Genomic DNA, 18,603 nt, shown 5'->3' with positions numbered 1-18,603 from the left:
CTGCATCGTTGATCCCCGCGCTCGTTCGCGCCGTGCTAGCATTGGGGTGTGAAAGGGGCTCGAATCTGATGATTTTCAAGGTCGGAGACACCGTTGTCTATCCACACCACGGTGCTGCATTGATCGAAGCGATCGAAACCCGGACCATCAAGGGCGAACAGAAGGAATACCTCGTCTTGAAGGTCGCTCAGGGAGACCTGACCGTTCGAGTTCCAGCCGATAACGCCGAGTATGTCGGCGTTCGTGACGTCGTGGGCCAGGAAGGCCTGGACAAGGTCTTCCAGGTGCTGCGCGCACCGCATACCGAAGAGCCGACCAACTGGTCTCGCCGCTACAAGGCCAACCTCGAGAAGCTGGCCTCCGGTGACGTGAACAAGGTTGCCGAAGTCGTTCGTGACCTGTGGCGTCGCGATCAGGAACGCGGTCTGTCCGCCGGCGAGAAGCGCATGCTGGCCAAGGCTCGTCAGATCCTCGTCGGTGAGCTCGCGCTGGCTGAGAACACTGATGACGCCAAGGCATCGACCATCCTCGACGAGGTCCTGGCCGCCGCCTCCTGACTGCCCTGAGGGGATCAGTGTCGGACACTGTCGCGGTCGTGACGGCCGCGGGCTCCGGTGAACGGCTAGGTGCCGGTATCCCGAAAGCGTTCGTCGATCTCGGCGGTCGCACCATGCTCGAACGGGCTGTCGACGGTCTGGTCGACTCCGGCGTCGTGGACCGCGTGGTCGTGGCCGCGCCGCCGGATCGCGTAGACGCCACCATGCTCATCCTGGGGGAGCGGGCCACGGTGGTGGCCGGTGGTCCGGAACGGCCCGAAACCGTGCGCCGGGCGCTGGCCGCGGTCGGTGATCCGCAGTTCGTCCTCGTCCATGATGCCGCCCGGCCACTCACCCCGGTCGAGCAGATGCAGCGGGTGGTTTCCGCCCTGCGCGACGGTCTGCGTGCCGTGATCCCGGTGCTGCCGGTCGTCGACACCATCAAGGCTGTCGATGCCAACGGCGTGGTGCTGGGGACACCCGAGCGCAGCGGTCTGCGTGCGGTACAGACACCGCAGGGTTTCGACACCGACCTGCTGCGACGGGCCTACCAGCGGGCAGGCAGCGCCGTGGTGACCGATGACGCCTCGCTGGTGGAGTTCCTCGGAACCCCGGTGCACACCGTCGCCGGCGACACCCTGGCGTTCAAGATCACCACGCCGCTGGACCTCAAACTGGCCAAGGCGGTATTGGGCGTATGACGATTCCGCGGGTCGGTGTGGGCACCGACGTCCACCCGATCGAACCCGGCCGGCCCTGCTGGCTGCTCGGCCTGCTGTTCGAGGAGGCCGACGGCTGCTCGGGGCACTCCGACGGCGACGTCGCGGTGCATGCGCTGTGCGACGCGCTGCTGTCGGCGGCCGGGCTCGGTGATCTCGGCGCGGTGTTCGGCGTCGACCAGCCGCAATGGCAAGGTGTCACCGGCGCGCGGATGCTGACTCATGTGCGCGATCTGGTGGCCGAGGCGGGGTTCCTGGTCGGCAACGGCGCGGTGCAGGTGATCGCCAACCGGCCGAAGATCGGGCCACGCCGCGACGAGGCCCAACGGCTGCTCACCGAACTGCTCGGTGCGCCGGTGTCGGTGTCGGCGACGACCACCGACGGGCTGGGCCTGACGGGTCGTGGTGAGGGTCTGGCGGCCGTGGCGACCGCTCTGGTCGTGCCCCGTTCCGACACGGTGTGAGAAGTACGCCGGTCAGGCCGGTAAGCTGGCGCGTCGTGACCGGCACCAGTTTGCGATTGCACGACACCTATACGGGTACCGTGCGCGACTTCGTGCCGATTCGTCCGGCGCATGCCTCGATCTATCTGTGTGGTGCGACGGTGCAGGGACTGCCCCACATCGGGCACGTCCGCAGCGGCGTCGCCTTCGACGTGTTGCGCCGCTGGCTGATGGCCAAGGGTTTCGACGTCGCCTTCATCCGCAACGTCACCGACATCGACGACAAGATCCTCAACAAGGCCGCCGACGCGGGCCGCCCGTGGTGGGAGTGGGCTGCCACCCACGAACGGGAGTTCTCCTGGGCCTATGACGCCCTGGGCGTGCTGCCCCCGTCGGCCGAACCGCGGGCGACCGGGCACATCACCCAGATCGTCGAACTCATCGAGCGTCTCATCGACAACGGCCATGCCTACACCGGGTCGGGGGACGTCTACTTCGATGTACTGAGCTTCCCGGAGTACGGCAAGCTCTCCGGCCACCGTATTGATGACGTCCACCAGGGTGAGGGCGCCGGTGAAGGTAAGCGCGACCAGCGTGACTTCACGCTGTGGAAGGGCGCCAAACCCGGTGAGCCGTCCTGGCCCACTCCGTGGGGACGCGGTCGGCCCGGTTGGCATTCCGAGTGCGTCGCGATGGCACATGAATACCTTGGCGCTGAGTTCGACATCCATTGCGGTGGAATGGATTTGGTCTTCCCGCATCACGAGAACGAAATCGCCCAGGCGCGTGCCGCGGGTGACGGCTTCGCCCGGTACTGGCTGCACAACGGCTGGGTGACCATGGGCGGCGAGAAGATGAGCAAGTCCCTGGGCAACGTTCTCGCGATTCCCGCTGTGCTGCAGCGGGTTCGGCCAGCCGAGCTGCGCTACTACCTGGGCAGCGCGCACTACCGCTCCATGCTGGAGTTCTCCGAGACCGCACTGCAGGACGCGGTGAAGGCCTATACCGGCATCGAGGAATTCCTGCATCGGGTGCGCACCCGCGTCGGCGCCGTCGTCCCCGGCACCTGGACAGAACGGTTCGGTGCGGCACTCGACGACGATCTGGCCGTCCCGGTGGCGCTGTCGGAGGTGCACAGTGCGCGTGCCGACGGCAACCGCGCCCTGGAATCCGGAGACCACGAGACCGCGATGGTCAAGGCCGGCGAAATCCGTTCCATGATGGCCATTCTCGGCTGTGACCCGCTCGACGAGAGGTGGGAGCACCGGGATGAGACCTCGGCGGCACTGGGCGCGGTCGACGTGCTCGTGCGCGCGGAGCTCAAGCGCCGCGACGACGCGCGTCAGGGCCGGGACTGGGCCCAGGCCGATGAGATCCGCGACCGGCTCAAGGAAGCCGGTATCGAGGTGACCGACACTGCAGACGGCCCGCAATGGGCGCTGCGCGACGAAGGCAGCAAAGCAGATGGCGGGTAATTCCCAGCGCCGAGGCGCAATTCGCAAGGCCGGCACCAAGAAGGGGCCGACCGTCGGGTCCGGTGGCGTGCGCAGGCGCGGCCTGGAGGGTCGCGGCGCGACGCCGCCGGCGCACATGCGCCCGGGCCATCCCGCCGCCAAGCGCGCAGCCCAACAGGCCCGCAAGACCACCAGCAAGCCCACCGACGAGACCGAGATGGTGCTGGGCCGCAATCCGGTCGTGGAATGCCTGCGGGCCGACGCCCCGGCGAACGCACTGTATGTGGCGCTGGGCGCCGAAGCCGACGAGCGCCTGACCGAGTCGGTCACCCTGGCCGCCGATCGGGGCATCCCGATCCTCGAGGTGCCGCGCACGGATCTGGACCGGATGAGCTCCAACGGCCTGCACCAGGGCATCGCGCTGCAGGTGCCGCCGTACCGCTACGCCCATCCCGACGACCTGTTGGCCGCGGCCACCAGTGATGTCGAGCCCGCGCTGCTGGTCGCGCTGGACAACATCTCCGACCCGCGCAACCTGGGCGCGATCGTGCGCTCGGTGGCGGCCTTCGCCGGGCACGGTGTGCTCATCCCGCAGCGTCGGTCGGCCTCGGTCACCGCAGTGGCCTGGCGCACCAGTGCTGGTGCGGCGGCGCGGGTTCCGGTGGCACGTGCCACCAACCTCAATCGCACGCTCAAGGAGTGGGGCGACGCCGGGCTGCAGGTGGTCGGCCTGGACGCCGAGGGCGACACCACGCTCGACGAACTCGACGCCACCGGGCCGGTGGTCGTGGTGGTCGGCTCCGAGGGCAAGGGGCTGTCCCGGCTGGTGCGGCAGAACTGCGACGCGGTGGTGTCGATTCCGATGGCCGGACCGATGGAGTCGTTGAACGCCTCGGTGGCCGCCGGTGTGGTGCTCGCTGAGGTCGCTCGCCAGCGCCGCCGCTAGGCCAGTCGCGCCTGAACCAATGCCGTCGCAACCGACCGAGCAGGCCGTCACCGGTGTCGGACTCGATCCCGCCGACTGGCATGAGCTGCGGGCTCAGGCGCACCGGATGTTGGACGACGTCGTGGACCACATCGCCAGCCTTGCCGACCGGCCACTCTGGCAAGCCCCGCCCCCACGGGTGCGGGCGGCATTCGACTCCCCGCTGCCGCTGACACCCACCCCGCTGGCGCAGGTGCACGCCGAGGTGCGCGAGAACATCCTTCCCTACGGCAGCGGCAACGGTCATCCGGGTTTCATGGGCTGGGTACAGGGCGGCGGAACGGTGGTCGGCATGCTCGGCGACATGATCGCCGCCGGACTCAATTCCAACCTCGGCGGCCGTGACCATGCGCCACTGGATGTCGAGCGGCAGGTCGGTCGCTGGATGCGCGATATCTTCGGCTTCCCGGAGACGGCCGACGGCTTGTTCTTCACCGGCACCAGCCAGGCAACTCTGGTGGCGGTGGTGGCCGCGCGGACCCGAGCACTCGGGACGCAGGCGCGACGCGTTGGGTTGCCGACCGACCGCGTACTCACCGCCTACGCCAGCAGTGAGGCTCACGCGTGCATCTCGCGGGCGCTCGACATCGCCGGTATCGGATCTGACCAACTGCGGTCGATCCCCGCCGACCGGAACCACAGGATCGACCTGACGGCCCTGCGAGCCGCGATCGACGCCGACCGTGCCGCTGGTCACCGACCGTTCCTTCTGGTCGGGACGGCCGGAACCGTGAACACCGGCAGTGTGGACGATCTGGCCGGGCTGGCGACGATCGCCGCCGAGCAGGATCTGCACTACCACGTCGACGGGGCGTTGGGTGCCTTCGGTGTTCTCGCACCGGAATTGAAGCCGCTGTACGCCGGAATCGAGCGGGCCGACAGCATTGCGTTCGACTTCCACAAGTGGATCCAGGTGCCCTACGATGCAGGCTTCCTGCTGGTGGCCGACGCTGCGTGGCTGCGCGATGCGTTCGCCTCCGACGCGGCGTATCTCAGTCGCGCGGGTGCGGGACTGGCCGGCGGCGACTGGTGGCCTTGTGATCTCGGGCCGGACCTGTCGCGCGGTTTCCGGGCGCTCAAGACCTGGCTGACCTTCAAGACCTATGGCCTGGAACAACTCTCAGGTGTCGTGTCGACGACGTCGGCGCTGGCCAGGTCGCTGGCCGAGCGGGTCGACACCGAGGCCGCGCTGACCCGGGTGGCGCCGGTGACATTGAACGTCGTGTGTTTCTCCTACGGCGCCGCCGATGCCGCGGCACCGAATACAGGAGGTTCGGTGAATGCCCGCATCGTCGAGCGCCTGCACCTGGAGGGCCACGTGGCGCCGTCGCTGACCTCTGTCGACGGCAGGCCGGCGATCCGCGCGGCCATCGTCAATCACCGCACTCGGACCGTGGACATCGAGCGTCTGATCGACGATGTCCTGCGAATCGGCGCGGAGGAAACCGCCGATTCGGTGTCAGCTGAGATGTGAGCGTCAGGCCGCGGCCCGGTCGCGGTTGGCGTTTCCCGCCCCGCGGCTGTGCCGGCCGTCGATCGACTGCGGTACGTCTCCGGCCAGGGTGACGCGGTGCACCAGGCGCCGTTGGTTGTCGTAGTTGTCGATCGCCCGGTGCTGGGTGGCGCGGTTGTCCCAGATCGCAACGTCGCCGGGCTGCCATTCCCAGCGAATAACGTTCTCGGGCTGCGTGATTCGACGTTGGAGGAGTTCGAGCACGGTGGCCGACTCGTGCGGGTCGAGCCCGAGGAAGTACTTGACGAAGGACCCCAGGAGCAGCGACCGCTCACCGGTCTCGGGATGGACCCGCACCACCGGATGTTCGGTGCGGAAGTCGGCTGCGGTGAATTCGGCCAACTCGTTGATCTCGCCCTTGATCTCGCTGATCTTGTTGCTCACCGCATAGTCGAACTGGTTGGAGTGCAACGCCCACAGGTCTTCGGTGAGCCTCTTGAGGCTCGAGGGCAGGGCATCGTAGGCGGCCGCGGTGTTGGCCCACAGGGTCGATCCGCCGTAGCTGGGCAGGATCACCGCTCGCAGGATCGAGGCCTTGGGGTAGGCGGTCTGGAAGGTGACGTCGGTGTGCCACTGGGTGGCCTTGCCCCACTCGGAGTCCAGCGGCTGGATCAGTGCCTTGTCCGGGTCGGCGTGCTTGATGGATGGGTGTGCGACTGGCGTTCCCAGTAGCCGTCCGAATTCCTGCTGTCGGGCGTCGTCGAGGTGATGTTGGCCCCGGAAGAACACCACCTTGTTGTCCAGCAGGGCTTGTGCGATCAGCTGTACCGCGTCAGGGTCGAGGTCCCCGCCCAACCGGACACCGTCGATCTGGGCTCCGATCCGGCTGGACAATTTCGTCACAGTCACTGTGCTTGTCATCGCGAACTCTCCTGAAAGGTGCCGTCGTAGTCGAGCGACTACAGCCGATGGTGAGTATCGTAGTCACATGACTACATCGTCGGCAACGGCATCGGAGGTGGCCTGTCCGCGGGGCAGGGAAGAGGTAACGGATGCCATCCTGGCGGCGGCTGCCGATCTGTTCGCCGAGCGCGGTCCGACAGCCACCTCGATCAGGGATGTCGCGGCGCGTGCGGGCGTCAACCACGGGCTCGTTTACCGCCATTTCGGCACCAAGGATCAACTCGTCGGCGCCGTGCTCACCTGGCTCGGCTCGCATTTCAGTGCTCTGATCGCCAGTTCGCCCGAGCCCGCGGTGGCCCAGGCCGCGATCGATCGCCACCTGCGGGTCATCGCGAGGGTCTCCCTCGACGGCTTTCCGGTGGGGGAGTTGCAGTCCACCTTCCCCAACGTGGCACGGATCTTGGAACCGATGCTGCGCCGGCACGGCGACAATCGCGAGACCAGACTTGCTGCGGCACATAGCCTTGCGGTCTCTGTGAGTTGGTGTCTGTTCGGAGATTTCCTGCGAGCGGCCACCGGCCTGAAGGACATCTCCGAGGCGGACCTGCAGGCGTCGATCCTGGCGGTCGCCGGCACGCTGTGCGCTGCCCCGGGGCGGGGTTGACAGTCAGGCCCCGATCAGCCGGAGCCCCGCCCACAGCGCCACCACGGCGAGGACGAGACACAGTGGCACGGTCAGCAGACCCAGCCAGGTGAATTCGCGCACGCTGGTGGGCTCGTCCGCCTGATGTAGCACCCGCCGCCACAGCAGGTTGGCCAGGGAGCCGACGTAGGTCAGGTTGGGTCCGATGTTGACGCCGATCAGCACGGCGAGCACCGCGGCGGGGCCGCTCACCAGTGGTAGCAGTACCAGTACCGCCGGCAGGTTGTTGACGACGTTGGACAGCACCGCGGCCAGCGCGGCGATGCCGAGCAGGGCAACCAGCCCGTCGCCGGAGGGCAGCAGGTCACCGGCCGCGGTGTCCAGGCCGTTGACCATGACGGCCTTGACCACCACGGCCAGTGCCAGCACGAACAAGCAGAACGGCAGGTTCAACGACCTGATGACCCCACCGATCGTGCTGCGCCGCTGGGCAAGTGAGCGCACACCCAGCACGACTGCACCGGCGAGGGCCGCCCAGGCCGGCGACAAGCCGGTGAACGAGGTGACGGCGAAGCCCACCAGCGTCAAAGCCAGCACCACGAGCACGAAGACCGGTCGCTCACCGGACTCGGGGACCTTGGCCACCGGGAGTTCGGCGAGGTCGCGGCGGAACACCCACCGGAACATGCCGTACTCGGCGGCCACCGCCACCAGCCATGGTGCGGCCATGAGCGCACTGAACGTGGTGAACGACAACCCTGCGGCGCTGAATGCCAGCAGATTGGTGAGGTTGGAGACCGGCAGCAGCAGTGACGCCGTGTTGGACAGGTGGGCGGTGGCGTAGAGGTGCGGACGGGCTGGCACCCGCAAGGTCCGCACGGTGGCCAGTACCACCGGGGTCAGCAGCACCACCGTGGCGTCCAGGCTCAGGACTGCCGTCGTCGCTGCCGCGACCACGAAAACCTGGCCGAGCAGGCGCCGGGGGTTGCCCGAACTGGTCCTGGCCATCCATGCGCCGGCGGCGTCGAACAGGCCCTCGTCGTCGCACAGGCTGGCCAGTACGAGCACGGCGGCCAGGAACAGCACCACCGGCAGCATGCGGTTCATCTCGGTGAGTGCGTCGCGCGGCGACACCGCGCCGATGGCGACGACGATGGCTGCCGCAGGGACCGCCGCGACCGCTTCCGACCAGCCGGCCGGCCGCACGATGGCGAAGACGAGCACAACGACCAGTGCCACCAGCGCGCCGATCAGCACGAGGCTGCGCCCTGCACTGTCGGGGCGGTCTGAGCGTGCCAAGTCACCCGCCCACCCTACGGGCGTGCCTCGGTCCGGGTGGACCACGCTCCGCGCTAAATGACAACGATTGTCATTTAGCGCGGGTTTCAGCTACAGTTCGCCGGAGAGCTTGTTGAAAATCATTGCTATTAAGGAGAGGGTGGGTCCCGCTGATGGCGCGCAACGACATTCGTCCCAAGATCAAGCTGCGGTCGACGGCCGGAACCGGGTACACCTACGTCACCCGCAAGAATCGCCGCAACGACCCGGACCGGCTGGTGCTCAAGAAGTACGACCCCATAGTCCGGCGGCACGTCGACTTCAAGGAGGAACGCTGATGGCCGGCCGGCGCCCGAAACCGAACGCTGTGCCGGCCAAGCGGCGCACCAATCAGCTTCGCGCCCTGGGCATCACGACGGTGGACTACAAAGATGTCCAGCTGTTGCGGACCTTCATCAGCGAGAAGGGCAAGATTCGCTCGCGCGCGGTGACCGGGTTGACCGTTCAGCAGCAGCGCATGGTGGCTACCGCGATCAAGAACGCCCGGGAGATGGCGCTGCTGCCGCCGGCCGGTTCGCGCTGAGTCAGCTCCACGGATCGGTGCGCTGCCATATCGTCGGCAGATGCAGGCCTACGCCGTCCCGATCGGCCAGCCGGGACAGTACTCGCATGGGTGTGTACCGGCCAGCACGGCGGCCAGCCGATTGATCCCGGCCCGGCTCAGGTCCGGTCGGCCCAGCTTCAGCCGCATCAGGTGAACGACGTCAGTTCGATGCCGTCGGCGAGCAGTCTGTCGCGCACGGCGGCGGCGATCGTGACCGCACCGGGTGAATCACCATGCACGCAGACCGATTCCACTTCCACCGTGATCGTGGTGCCGTCGACCGCGGTGACCGCTCCGGTGGTCACCATCATGGCGACGCGTTCGGCGATCTGGACCGGGTCGTGCAGGACAGCCCCGGAACGGCGGCGGGAGACGAGTTGTCCGTCGGGTTCGTAGGCCCGATCGGCGAATGCCTCGGCGACGGTGCGTAGGCCGAGTTCGGCGGCCTCCTCGAAGAACACCGATCCGGCAAGTCCCAGCACCGGTAGGCCCGGATCGACGGCGCGCACGGCGCGCGCAACCGCACGCGCCTGTGCGCGGTCGGTGACGATCGTGTTGTACAGCGCGCCATGGGGTTTGACGTAGCCGACCGCCGACCCGGCGGCCTTGGCCAGTGCCTCCAGCGCGCCGATCTGGTAGATGATGTCGGCGGTCAGTTCGGCGGGTTCCACATCGATGTAGCGGCGGCCGAAGCCCGCGAGGTCGAAGTACCCGACCTGGGCCCCGATCTGCACACCCGATTGCACGGCGGACTCGCAGGTGCGGGCCAGTCGCACCGGGTTACCGGCGTGGAAACCGCACGCCAGGTTGGCGCTGGTGACGATCGCCAGCATGGCGTCGTCATCGCCGAGTTCCCACACCCCGAAGCCTTCGCCTAGGTCCGCGTTCAGGTCTACTGATGGCACCAGGCCAGCCTATGGGGCGAGAGGCCCGAGGAACCGCCCTACGCCGCAGCGGGGTCGTGCCGGCGCCGGCTGATCGCCCAGCACACCAGGTAGATCACGAACGAGATGGTGGTGACGAACACCGATACCGGAACCCCGGGCGCCAGCGACAACACGATGCCGGCGACCGCGGACACCTCGGCGAAGACCACCGACGCCGCGATCACCGCCACCGGGGAGCTGAATACCCGGGCCGCTGCGGCCGCCGGGGTGATGAGCAGCGACATCACCAGCAGCGCACCGACGATCTGCACGCCCTGAGCGGCGACCACCCCGACCAGGGCGGCGAACACGATACCCAGGGCTCGGACCGGAACACCGCGTGCGGCCGCCACCTCCGGGTCGGCGGTGGCGAACAGCAGGGGGCGGTAGCTGACGGCCAGCACCGCGACCACCGCGACCGTCACCCCGACCAGCAGCGTGAGGCCGGAGTAGCCCACCCCGACGATCTGTCCGGTCAGCAGCGCGAAGCTGGTGCCGGTGCGGCCCGGGTAGAGGTGGATGAACAGCACCGCCATGCCGAGGCCGAACGCCAGTACCACCCCGATCGCGGAGTCACGTTCCCTCGCCCGCTGACCGAGCACCCCGAACAGGATGGCCGCCAGGCCGCAGCCCAGCAGGGCGCCGATCCCGACGTTGAAGCCGGCCAGCAGCGCGAAGGCGGCGCCGGTCAGGGACAGTTCGCTGGATCCGTGTACCGCGAACGACATCTGCCGCATCACGATGAACGGCCCGATCAGCCCGGCCACCAATGCCAGCAGGGCGGCCGCGATGAGTGCCTGCTGGACGAAGTCACGGCTGAGCAGGTCCGCGGTGATGTGGAACGAGAACAGGTGGCCCAGCAGGTGGGCGAGTTCGTCACTCATGGGTATGGCCCTGGGCGTGTCCGGAATGGTCGAAGTGCTCGCCCACCACCACGTAGCGATTGCCCACCTGGACCACCTGAATGTCCGCCCGGTACAGCTCGGAGAGGGTTTCCGACGTCATCACCTCGGCCACCGTGCCGATCCGGAATCTGCCGTCGACCAGATAGATGACCCGGTCGACGTAGGGCAGCACCGGATTGACCTCGTGGGTCACGAACAGCACCGCGGTCCCGGACCGCCTGCGACGGTCGATGAGCTGGGCGACCAGGCGGGCATTGGCGGGGTCGAGGTTCAGCAGCGGCTCGTCGCACAGCAGCAGCACCGGGTCGCTGGCCAGTGCCTGGGCGATGCGAACCCGCTGCAGCTCGCCACCGGACATCACGCCGACGGCCACTTTCGCCAGCTTCAGCGCGTGAACCTGGGCCAGCGCCCGCTCGACGGCCTCCCGGCGGTGGTGGCGTGCGGCGCGGCTGAGCGGGGCCGCTCCCCAGCGGTGTCCGTCGATACCCAGCTGTACCAGGTCACGTCCGCGCAGGCTCAGCCCACGGTCGACGGCCCGGTGCTGGGGCACGTAGCCGATCTTCTCGCTGCCTGCTTCGATCGGGCTTCCCTGGATCGTCGCGGTGCCCGCGGTCAGCGGCAGCTGGCCGAGCAGGACCTTGAGCAGTGACGTCTTACCTGTTCCGTTCGGACCCAGGATGGCGATGAACTCACCGGCCGACACCGTCAGGTCGAGGTGGTCCCACAGCACCCGGTCGCCGAAGGCCAACCGGGCACCGGTCAGCGAAACGACCTCGGCAGCCACAAGCAGTGATTATCGGTGCTGCTGCAGTGCGCCCGCCAACCGGTCCGCGGTCTCACGCTGCCAGGTCAGGTAGTCCTTGCCTGCTGGCAGCGTCTCGGTGACCCCGACGACCGGCACACCGGCGCTCTGGGCGGCCTCCTGGACCTGCTTGGTGACCGGGGTGATGGTCTGTTCGTTGAACACCACCGCAGCGACCTGGCGGCCCTTGATCAGGTCCAGCATGGCGGCGACGTCGACCGGTGCGGGGTCGCTGTCCTGTTCGATCGCGTTGGCGAAGCCCTGCGGTGTCTTGTCGGTGAGCCCGGCGGCGACCAGAAGATAATGTGCGACGGGCTCGGTGGCCACCACGGCCGCGCCCGGGTGAGTGGTGCGGATCGCCTGCTCGATCTGTTCGATCGCGTCGGCGCTGCGGTTGAAGTTGGCGACGTTGGTCTTGTAGTCGGCCGCGTGCGCGGGGTCCTCCTGGGCGAGCTTGTCGCCGATCGAGGTGGCCACCGCCTTGGTGGTGGCCAAATCGTAGAAGACGTGCTCGTTGGCGGGGGTGGGTTCGCCGGGTGCGGCGAGGAGTTTGTAGGCGTCGATCGAGGCGACGTTCGGGTGGCCGGCCAGAATGTCGTCGACCCAGTGGTCGTAGCCGCCGCCGTTGTAGACCACGAGGCTGGCGTCGGTGATGGCGGCCGCGTCCGAGGGGCTGGCCTCGAAGGAGTGGGGGTCGGCTGCCGGATCGGTGATGATCGAGGACACCTTGGCGTGGTCGCCGGCGATGGCCTTGGCGACGCTGCCCCAGACGTTGGTGGAGGCGACGACGGTCGGGGTGGTGGCGGCGCCGGCCCCGTCGGACTTCTTGTCACTGCCGCACGCGCTCAGCCCTACCGACAGCACCAGTGCCGATACCGCGACAACCGTTCCAACCCGCACGACCACTCCTCGTAATACAAATGAAAACCGTTTCCAATGAAAGGCTATCGGACTCCTGCGGGGAACCTGCACAGTGATCCACTAATCTCACAGAGCATGTCCAGAAGTCCCGCGCCGCGGCGCCGGGCGACGCTGGCCTCGTTGGCTGCCGAACTCAAGGTGTCGCGCACCACCATCTCCAATGCCTACAACCGGCCCGACCAGTTGTCGGCCGACCTGCGTGAGCGGGTGCTGGCCACCGCCAAGCGGCTGGGCTATCCCGGCCCAGACCCGGTGGCCCGCTCGCTGCGCACCCGCAAGGCCGGTGCGGTCGGTCTGCTCATCACCGAGCCGTTGACTTATTCCTTCAGTGATCCGGCTGCCCTCAATTTCGTTGCCGGCCTTGCTGAATCCTGCGAAGAGGCGGGCCAGGGTCTGCTGCTGGTGGCGGCGGGGCCGGGCCGCAGCGTCTCCGACGGCACCAATGCAGTGCTGTCGGCCGGAGTGGACGGGTTCGTCATCTACGCCGCCTCCGACGACGACACCTATCTGCAGACCGTGCTGCAACGTCACCTCCCGATCGTCGTCGTCGACCAGCCCAAGGATGTCCCGGGCGCCTCCCGGGTGTGTATCGACGACCGGTCGGCGATGCGTGGCCTCGCCGACTACGTGGTGGGTCTGGGTCACCACGAGATCGGGCTGCTGACGATGCGCCTGGGCGCCCAACCGGGCGCCGGCGGACAGCCCGCCGGAATGGTCACTTCGGATCGCTTGCGGCAGTCGCACTTTCACGTGCAAACCGAGCGGATCGCCGGGGTGCGGGACGCGATGAGCGCTGCGGGTCTGGACCCCGGGCGCCTCACGATCATCGAGAGCTACGAACACCTGCCGGCCTCCGGCGCCGCCGCTGCCGAACTGGCGCTGCAGGCCAACCCGCACTTGACCGCGCTGATGTGCACCACCGACGTGCTGGCGATATCGGCAATGGATTACCTTCGCGCGCATGGCATTTACGTTCCCGGACAGATGACCGTGACCGGGTTCGACGGTATCCCCGAAGCGCTGAACCGTGGTCTGACGACGGTCTCGCAGCCCAGCCTGGAGAAGGGCAAGCGGGCCGGGCGGCTGTTGCACAACCCGCCCCGTGACGGACTGCCCGTCATCGACGTGCTGCCCACCGAGATGATCCGTGGTCGCACCGCCGGACCGCCGGCTTAACCCAGCCAGTCCCGGCGCAGATCGCGCAGTATCTGCAGCGCGCGCGCCACATCCTCGGGGGTCTGTACCCGGTAACCGGCGCGGGTGTCGCCGGGCCCGACCTTGACCCCGATGTCATCGCCGGCCAACCGGCCGAATGCCTTCTCGTCGGTGACGTCGTCGCCGAAGAACACGGCGGCGTCCGCCTGGTCACGGCGTCGCAGCAGGTCCAGCGCCGCGCCCTTGTCGGTGTCGATCACCGCGAACTCCCGCACCGCCTTGCCCTCGGTGACGTGCACATCCCAGCTGGACACCGCCTCCAGCGCGGCCTGCAGGGCTTCCTGCGCGTGTTCGGGGGCGGCGTTGCGGACATGGAAGGCGACGCTGACGGGTTTGGTCTCGATGCTGGAACCGGGGTACCGGGCAGCGAGGTCGGCCATGACCTGCTCGAGCTCGGCCAGCAGCGCCTTGGCGGAATCGTCTACCGCGTCGAGGAAACCGGTGTCGAATTCCGAGCCGTGACTACCCACCAGTGCAACGTCGGCCGGTGCCCCCGACAGCAGGCTCAGATCGCGCAGGGCCCGCCCGGAGATCAGCGCGGCGGACGTCGCCGGCAGCGCGGCTAGCGAGGCCAGCGCGTCGGCGGCAGCCGGGATCGGACGGGCGTCGCCGGGATTGGCCACGATCGGGGCGATGGTGCCGTCGAAATCCGAGGCCACCAGAAGGCGCGGAACCCGGGCGACAGCACCGAGCGCGCGATGCAGATCGTCGGGCAGATCGGCGGGGGCCACCGGAACTAGGCGGATCCGTCGTCGCCGATCAGCAGGCGCACCGCCAGATCCAGACGTTTGCTGACATCGGTGGCCGAAGCCCGGCGCGTCAGCCAGGCAAGCAGATTCGACAGCCAGACATCGGAGATGACCCGGGCGATGTGGTACTGGTCTTCGGTCGGCTCACCGTCACTCATCGCCCGGGCGAACATGCTGTCGATGATCTTCTCGACGTGATCAACCTCACCGGCGGCGGAGGCGTCGGCGAACACATAAGCCCGGGTCATCGCCTCGGTCAGCAGCGGGTTGCGCTGCATCGCCCGGTTCAGCTTGCCCACCATGAAGTTGAGCCGCTGGAACGGTGTGCCACCGGTCATCGCGCTGCGGTCGGTCTTGTTGTCGATCCGCTCGAACTCGCGGGCCAGGGCCGAGACCAGCAGGTGCACCTTCGAGGGGAAGTAACGGTAGAGCGTGCCCACCGCGACATCGGCGCGGTCGGCGACCGCCCGCATCTGCACCGCCTCGTAACCGCCCTTGGAGGCGATGGCCATGGTGGCGTCCAGGATCCGCTTGCGGCGTTCGCGCTGGGCTTCGGAACCCAGTTCGGACTCGGCGAGAACCGACACCGGCATGACCTCGCGCGGCTGCGACCCGGAACCGGCCGACGACTTCTGCGCGGGCGATGACATGGTGTGGTCGGCTCCTTCCGAGTGCGTTCGTGACAAAACGATACGCATTGCCAGGGTGCGTCTGGTGTTTGTCCGAGCCGATGTCGGGCCCGTGTCCTGCTGGGATGGACGTCGACTTGACGGTGGATCGCTGGCACTATTAGAACACGTTCTAGTGGGCCGTGTGGCCTTGTCTGTGCGAAACCTAGGAGCCGACGGTGTCCGCGACCATCACCGACGAACAGTTTGCCGCCCGCGAGTTGGTCCGGAGCTGGGCTGCGTCGGCGTCCACCCATGCCGCGGTGCGCGAGGTCGAGCAGGGCCGCCCGGATGCGTGGCGGCCGATCTTCGCCGGGCTGGCCGATCTCGGGTTGTTCGGCGTCGCGGTGTCCGAGGAGGCCGGCGGAGCCGGCGGATCGATCCAGGATCTGTGCGCCATGGTCGAGGAGGCGGCCAGGGCACTGATTCCCGGTCCGGTCGCGACGACGGCATTGGCCACCCTGGTGGTGACCGACCAGGCGCTGCTCGACGGACTCATCTCGGGCTCGTTGACGGCGGGTGTGGCACTGCGCGCCGACCTGCGCATCGAGGGCGAGGCGGTGTCGGGCACCGCCGAAACTGTGCTCGGTGCCGACGCTGCCGGTGTGCTGCTGCTCGCGGTCGGTGAGGATGTCGTCGCGCTCGACGCGGCCGGCGACGGCGTGACGATCGAACTGCTCGAGGCCACCGACTTCTCCCGGCCGCTGGCCCGGGTGACCCTGACCTCCGCCGCGGTGATCCCGTTGGCGGTGTCGCGGCGCCGGTTCGAGGATCTGGCTGCCACGCTGTCGGCGGCCGAAGCCGCCGGGGTGGCCACCTGGAGCCTGGACACCGCCTCGGAGTACGCCAAGGTGCGCGAGCAGTTCGGCAAGCCGATCGGCAGCTTCCAGGCCATCAAGCACATGTGTGCCGAGATGCTGCTGCGCTCCCAGCAGGCTTCGGTGGCGGCAGCAGACGCGGCCGTGGCAGCCGACAGCTCACAAGACCAGTTCGCCATCGCCGCCGCGATCGCCGCTGCAGTGGGAATCGGTGCAGCACAAGCCAATACCAAGGACTGCATCCAGGTTCTCGGCGGCATCGGGATCACCTGGGAACATGACGCCCACCTGTACCTGCGCCGCGCCTACGGGATCGGGCAGTTCCTCGGGGGGCGACCGTCGTGGCTGCGCCGGGTCGCCGCGCTGACCCTCGACGGCGCGCGCCGCGAGCTGCAGATCGACCTGGAGTCGGTGGCACACCTGCAGCCCGAGATCGCCGCTGCGGTCGCCGATGTGGCCGCGCTGCCGGTGGAGCAGCGCCAGCCCGCGATGGCCGCCAACGGCCTGCTGGCTCCGCACTGGCCGAAACCATACGGCCGCAACGCTTCTCCGGCTGAGCAGTTGCTCATCGACCAGGAGTTGGCGGCCGCCGGCGTGCAGCGCCCGGATCTGGTGATCGGCTGGTGGGCAGTCCCGACGATCCTCGACGGCGGAACGCCGGAGCAGATCGAGCGGTTCGTTCCGCCCACGCTGCGTGGTGAGCTGATCTGGTGTCAGCTGTTCAGCGAGCCGGGCGCGGGTTCGGACCTTGCTGCGCTGCGGATGAAAGCCGTTCGCGCCGAGGGCGGTTGGCGCCTGACCGGGCAGAAGGTCTGGAACTCGGCGGCGCAGAAGGCGCATTTCGGTGTGTGCCTGGCCAGAACGGATCCGGACGCCCCGAAGCACAAGGGCATCACCTACTTCATCGTCGACATGAAGACCCCGGGCATCGTGATCCGGCCGCTGCGTGAGATCACTGGCGATGAGTTGTTCAACGAGGTCTTCTTCGACGACGTCTTCGTGCCCGACGAGTTGGTGGTCGGTGACGTCAACGATGGTTGGCGGCTGGCGCGCACCACGCTGGCCAACGAGCGCGTCGCGATGGCCGGCGGTACTGCCCTTGGCAATCCGGTTGAGGAGATGCTGCGCGCGGTCTCTCAGCGTGAACTCGATACCGCCCTGCAGGATCGTGTCGGTGAGCTGATCCTGTCCGCTCAGGCGGGCTCGCTGTTGGACCAGCGGATTGCGCAGCTGGCCGTCGCCGGCCTTGACACCGGGGCCGAGGCCAGCGCCCGCAAGCTGATCGGGGTGCGGCATCGGCAGTCGCTCGCCGAGTTCCGCATGGAACTGGCCGAGTCCGGCGGCTCGGTCGTCGACAAGTCGGTGCACGACTTCCTCAACACCCGCTGCCTGTCGATCGCCGGCGGCACCGAGCAGATTCTGCTCACGATGGCCGGGGAACGCCTGCTCGGCCTCCCGCGCTGAGCGGGTGGCGCCTACTCGTCGTAGGTGACGTCCACCGAGTCGGTCTTGGGCAGAGCCTGGCAGGCCAGGATCAACCCGTCGGCAATGTCGTCGGGCTCCAGGACGTCGTTGATGTCCATGTCCACCTCGCCGCTGCGCATCACCACGGCGCACGCGCCGCAGTGCCCTTCGCGGCAGGAGAACGGTACGTCCAGACCCTTGTCGAGCAGCACGTCGAGCAGCTTGGCGGTGCGCGGCCACGACACGGTGTGGGTGGTGCCGTCGAGCTGGACGACGGCGGTGGCCGGCGGCTCGGCACCGTCGTCGACGATCGTCACCGCGGCGAACGGGTCGGTCTCCAGCGACCGGAACACCTCGATGTGGATCTTGTTGGCCGGAACCGACAGCGAGGTCAGCGCATCCTCGGCGGCCTGCATGAACGGGCCGGGCCCACAGATGAAGGCCTGCCGATCGGTGTACGGCGCCACCAGCCTGCTCAGCGCCGCTGCGCTCGGCAGTCCCTGCACCGACTCCAGCCAGTGCACCACCGTCAGTCGGTCGGGGTACTTGTTGGCCAGCTCGCGCAGTACGCCGGCGAAGATGACGTTGCTCTCGTCGCGGTTGGCGTAGAGCAGCGTGACCTGGCCGGCGCCCTGCGACAGCGCCGACTTGGCGATCGACAGCATCGGGGTGATCCCGCTGCCCGCCCCGATCAGCAGGAAGTCGTCGTCGAGCGTCGTGGGCACGAAGGTGCCCGACGGTGCCAGCACGTGAATCCGCATGCCCTTGTGGGCGTGGTCGCATAGCCAGTTGGACGCGTACCCGTCGACGGTGCGCTTCACGGTGACCGCCAGCGCGTCGTCGGTGAACGGCGAGCTGCACAGCGAGTAGCAGCGCGCCACCGAGCCGGTGCGGTCGCTGGGGATGCGCAGCGTGAGGAACTGGCCGGGGGAGTAGCGCAGCCGGTCGGCCGGCACCTCGGCGCCCTGCGGGACTCCGAATACCAGCGACCGGGCATCAGCGGTCTCGTCGACGACCGCGATGACTTCCAGTTCGAGGACGTGGCTCCCCAACGGCTCGTCCGGCGGCACCAGTGTCACGTTGCTTAGCCTTCCCTTTAGCGAACTAGAACAGGTTA

The 18,603-nt window shown here is 68.1% G+C and carries 19 protein-coding genes and 1 pseudogene; 11 read left to right on the top strand and 9 right to left on the bottom strand.

What is annotated here, in order from left to right:
* The first annotated feature begins 68 nt into the window (after positions 1 to 68).
* Genes carD through G6N35_RS16440 form a run of 6 tightly spaced genes read left to right on the top strand, consistent with a single transcriptional unit; the run spans position 69 to position 5,611 of the window.
* A complete protein-coding gene (carD, locus tag G6N35_RS16465) occupies positions 69 to 557 on the top strand; it encodes an RNA polymerase-binding transcription factor CarD (protein ID WP_011892341.1) in 489 nt (162 codons plus the stop codon).
* A 17-nt stretch (positions 558 to 574) separates the two neighbouring features.
* Positions 575 to 1,237 carry a 2-C-methyl-D-erythritol 4-phosphate cytidylyltransferase gene (ispD, locus tag G6N35_RS16460; RefSeq protein ID WP_163805220.1) on the top strand — a complete coding sequence of 221 codons (663 nt, stop codon included), beginning with the start codon at positions 575 to 577 and terminating at the stop codon, positions 1,235 to 1,237.
* Positions 1,234 to 1,719, top strand: a complete 486-nt coding sequence (gene ispF / locus G6N35_RS16455) for a 2-C-methyl-D-erythritol 2,4-cyclodiphosphate synthase (RefSeq protein WP_163805219.1) — start codon at positions 1,234 to 1,236, stop codon at positions 1,717 to 1,719. Before ispD ends, ispF begins: the two co-directional genes overlap by 4 nt.
* A 35-nt stretch (positions 1,720 to 1,754) precedes the next feature.
* Positions 1,755 to 3,173, top strand: a complete 1,419-nt coding sequence (gene cysS / locus G6N35_RS16450; protein WP_163805218.1) for a cysteine--tRNA ligase — start codon at positions 1,755 to 1,757, stop codon at positions 3,171 to 3,173.
* The gene (gene rlmB / locus G6N35_RS16445) at positions 3,163 to 4,098 is read left to right on the top strand and encodes a 23S rRNA (guanosine(2251)-2'-O)-methyltransferase RlmB (protein WP_163805217.1); all 936 of its coding nucleotides are present in this window, start codon (positions 3,163 to 3,165) and stop codon (positions 4,096 to 4,098) included. The genes cysS and rlmB overlap by 11 nt, the downstream gene beginning before the upstream one ends.
* Positions 4,099 to 4,117: 19 nt before the next feature.
* Positions 4,118 to 5,611: a pyridoxal phosphate-dependent decarboxylase family protein gene (locus G6N35_RS16440; RefSeq protein ID WP_163805216.1), complete on the top strand. Its 1,494-nt coding sequence runs from the start codon at positions 4,118 to 4,120 to the stop codon at positions 5,609 to 5,611.
* Between the two features lie 3 nt (positions 5,612 to 5,614).
* Here the strand turns inward: G6N35_RS16440 and G6N35_RS16435 are convergent, their stop codons facing one another.
* Positions 5,615 to 6,511, bottom strand: a complete 897-nt coding sequence (locus G6N35_RS16435; protein WP_163805215.1) for a TauD/TfdA dioxygenase family protein — start codon at positions 6,509 to 6,511, stop codon at positions 5,615 to 5,617.
* Positions 6,512 to 6,578: 67 nt separating this feature from the next.
* On the opposite strand from G6N35_RS16435, the gene G6N35_RS16430 reads away from it, so the two are divergent.
* A complete protein-coding gene (locus G6N35_RS16430) occupies positions 6,579 to 7,157 on the top strand; it encodes a TetR/AcrR family transcriptional regulator (RefSeq protein ID WP_163805214.1) in 579 nt (192 codons plus the stop codon).
* Positions 7,158 to 7,160: 3 nt separating this feature from the next.
* Here the strand turns inward: G6N35_RS16430 and G6N35_RS16425 are convergent, their stop codons facing one another.
* Positions 7,161 to 8,390 carry an SLC13 family permease gene (locus G6N35_RS16425; RefSeq protein ID WP_163807725.1) on the bottom strand — a complete coding sequence of 410 codons (1,230 nt, stop codon included), beginning with the start codon at positions 8,388 to 8,390 and terminating at the stop codon, positions 7,161 to 7,163.
* Between the two features lie 197 nt (positions 8,391 to 8,587).
* Between G6N35_RS16425 and rpmG the strand changes: the two genes are divergently transcribed.
* Both rpmG and rpsR read left to right on the top strand, forming a co-directional pair.
* Positions 8,588 to 8,752, top strand: a complete 165-nt coding sequence (gene rpmG / locus G6N35_RS16420) for a 50S ribosomal protein L33 (RefSeq protein WP_163805213.1) — start codon at positions 8,588 to 8,590, stop codon at positions 8,750 to 8,752.
* On the top strand, positions 8,752 to 8,997 hold the full coding sequence (gene rpsR, locus G6N35_RS16415; protein ID WP_163805212.1) for a 30S ribosomal protein S18: 246 nt from the start codon (positions 8,752 to 8,754) through the stop codon (positions 8,995 to 8,997). Before rpmG ends, rpsR begins: the two co-directional genes overlap by 1 nt.
* Positions 8,998 to 9,164: 167 nt before the next feature.
* Here rpsR and G6N35_RS16410 read toward each other — a convergent pair whose 3' ends face one another.
* Genes G6N35_RS16410 through G6N35_RS16395 form a run of 4 tightly spaced genes read right to left on the bottom strand, consistent with a single transcriptional unit; the run spans position 9,165 to position 12,551 of the window.
* The gene (locus G6N35_RS16410; protein ID WP_163805211.1) at positions 9,165 to 9,923 is read right to left on the bottom strand and encodes a LamB/YcsF family protein; all 759 of its coding nucleotides are present in this window, start codon (positions 9,921 to 9,923) and stop codon (positions 9,165 to 9,167) included.
* A 38-nt stretch (positions 9,924 to 9,961) separates the two neighbouring features.
* The gene (locus tag G6N35_RS16405; protein WP_163805210.1) at positions 9,962 to 10,828 is read right to left on the bottom strand and encodes a metal ABC transporter permease; all 867 of its coding nucleotides are present in this window, start codon (positions 10,826 to 10,828) and stop codon (positions 9,962 to 9,964) included.
* Positions 10,821 to 11,633, bottom strand: coding sequence for a metal ABC transporter ATP-binding protein (locus tag G6N35_RS16400; protein ID WP_163805209.1), 813 nt, complete (start codon positions 11,631 to 11,633; stop codon positions 10,821 to 10,823). The genes G6N35_RS16405 and G6N35_RS16400 overlap by 8 nt, the downstream gene beginning before the upstream one ends.
* A gap of 9 nt (positions 11,634 to 11,642) precedes the next feature.
* The gene (locus G6N35_RS16395) at positions 11,643 to 12,551 is read right to left on the bottom strand and encodes a metal ABC transporter solute-binding protein, Zn/Mn family (RefSeq protein ID WP_179967368.1); all 909 of its coding nucleotides are present in this window, start codon (positions 12,549 to 12,551) and stop codon (positions 11,643 to 11,645) included.
* A gap of 96 nt (positions 12,552 to 12,647) precedes the next feature.
* Here G6N35_RS16395 and G6N35_RS16390 point away from each other — a divergent pair, with 96 nt between their 5' ends.
* The gene (locus G6N35_RS16390) at positions 12,648 to 13,748 is read left to right on the top strand and encodes an Rv3575c family transcriptional regulator (protein ID WP_163805208.1); all 1,101 of its coding nucleotides are present in this window, start codon (positions 12,648 to 12,650) and stop codon (positions 13,746 to 13,748) included.
* Positions 13,749 to 13,750: 2 nt separating this feature from the next.
* Here G6N35_RS16390 and otsB read toward each other — a convergent pair.
* A pseudogene (gene otsB, locus G6N35_RS16385) lies at positions 13,751 to 14,518 on the bottom strand (trehalose-phosphatase); the annotation flags it as partial.
* Positions 14,519 to 14,523: 5 nt separating this feature from the next.
* Positions 14,524 to 15,186: a cholesterol catabolism transcriptional regulator KstR gene (gene kstR / locus G6N35_RS16380; protein WP_163805206.1), complete on the bottom strand. Its 663-nt coding sequence runs from the start codon at positions 15,184 to 15,186 to the stop codon at positions 14,524 to 14,526.
* Positions 15,187 to 15,383: 197 nt separating this feature from the next.
* Here kstR and G6N35_RS16375 point away from each other — a divergent pair, with 197 nt between their 5' ends.
* Positions 15,384 to 17,486 (top strand): acyl-CoA dehydrogenase family protein, encoded by a 2,103-nt coding sequence (locus G6N35_RS16375; RefSeq protein WP_163805205.1) that lies wholly within the window; start codon positions 15,384 to 15,386, stop codon positions 17,484 to 17,486.
* An 11-nt stretch (positions 17,487 to 17,497) separates the two neighbouring features.
* On the opposite strand, the gene G6N35_RS16370 is transcribed toward G6N35_RS16375, so the two are convergent.
* Positions 17,498 to 18,565, bottom strand: a complete 1,068-nt coding sequence (locus G6N35_RS16370; RefSeq protein ID WP_163805204.1) for a ferredoxin--NADP reductase — start codon at positions 18,563 to 18,565, stop codon at positions 17,498 to 17,500.
* Positions 18,566 to 18,603 lie beyond the last annotated feature (38 nt).

This window comes from Mycolicibacterium anyangense (assembly GCF_010731855.1).
GTDB classification, from domain to species: Bacteria; Actinomycetota; Actinomycetes; order Mycobacteriales; family Mycobacteriaceae; genus Mycobacterium; species Mycobacterium anyangense.
The sequence above is the reverse complement of the archived record's forward strand: the minus strand, read 5'-3'. Positions and strand labels throughout refer to the sequence as shown.

Coding starts and splice junctions, on each gene's coding strand:
- carD (WP_011892341.1), top strand. CDS start 69: ATGATTTTCAAGGTCGGAGACACCGTTGTCTATCCACACCACGGTGCT.
- ispF (WP_163805219.1), top strand. CDS start 1,234: ATGACGATTCCGCGGGTCGGTGTGGGCACCGACGTCCACCCGATCGAA.
- rlmB (WP_163805217.1), top strand. CDS start 3,163: ATGGCGGGTAATTCCCAGCGCCGAGGCGCAATTCGCAAGGCCGGCACC.
- G6N35_RS16440 (WP_163805216.1), top strand. CDS start 4,118: ATGCCGTCGCAACCGACCGAGCAGGCCGTCACCGGTGTCGGACTCGAT.
- G6N35_RS16435 (WP_163805215.1), bottom strand. CDS start 6,511: ATGACAAGCACAGTGACTGTGACGAAATTGTCCAGCCGGATCGGAGCC.
- G6N35_RS16430 (WP_163805214.1), top strand. CDS start 6,579: ATGACTACATCGTCGGCAACGGCATCGGAGGTGGCCTGTCCGCGGGGC.
- rpmG (WP_163805213.1), top strand. CDS start 8,588: ATGGCGCGCAACGACATTCGTCCCAAGATCAAGCTGCGGTCGACGGCC.
- rpsR (WP_163805212.1), top strand. CDS start 8,752: ATGGCCGGCCGGCGCCCGAAACCGAACGCTGTGCCGGCCAAGCGGCGC.
- G6N35_RS16405 (WP_163805210.1), bottom strand. CDS start 10,828: ATGAGTGACGAACTCGCCCACCTGCTGGGCCACCTGTTCTCGTTCCAC.
- G6N35_RS16390 (WP_163805208.1), top strand. CDS start 12,648: ATGTCCAGAAGTCCCGCGCCGCGGCGCCGGGCGACGCTGGCCTCGTTG.
- kstR (WP_163805206.1), bottom strand. CDS start 15,186: ATGTCATCGCCCGCGCAGAAGTCGTCGGCCGGTTCCGGGTCGCAGCCG.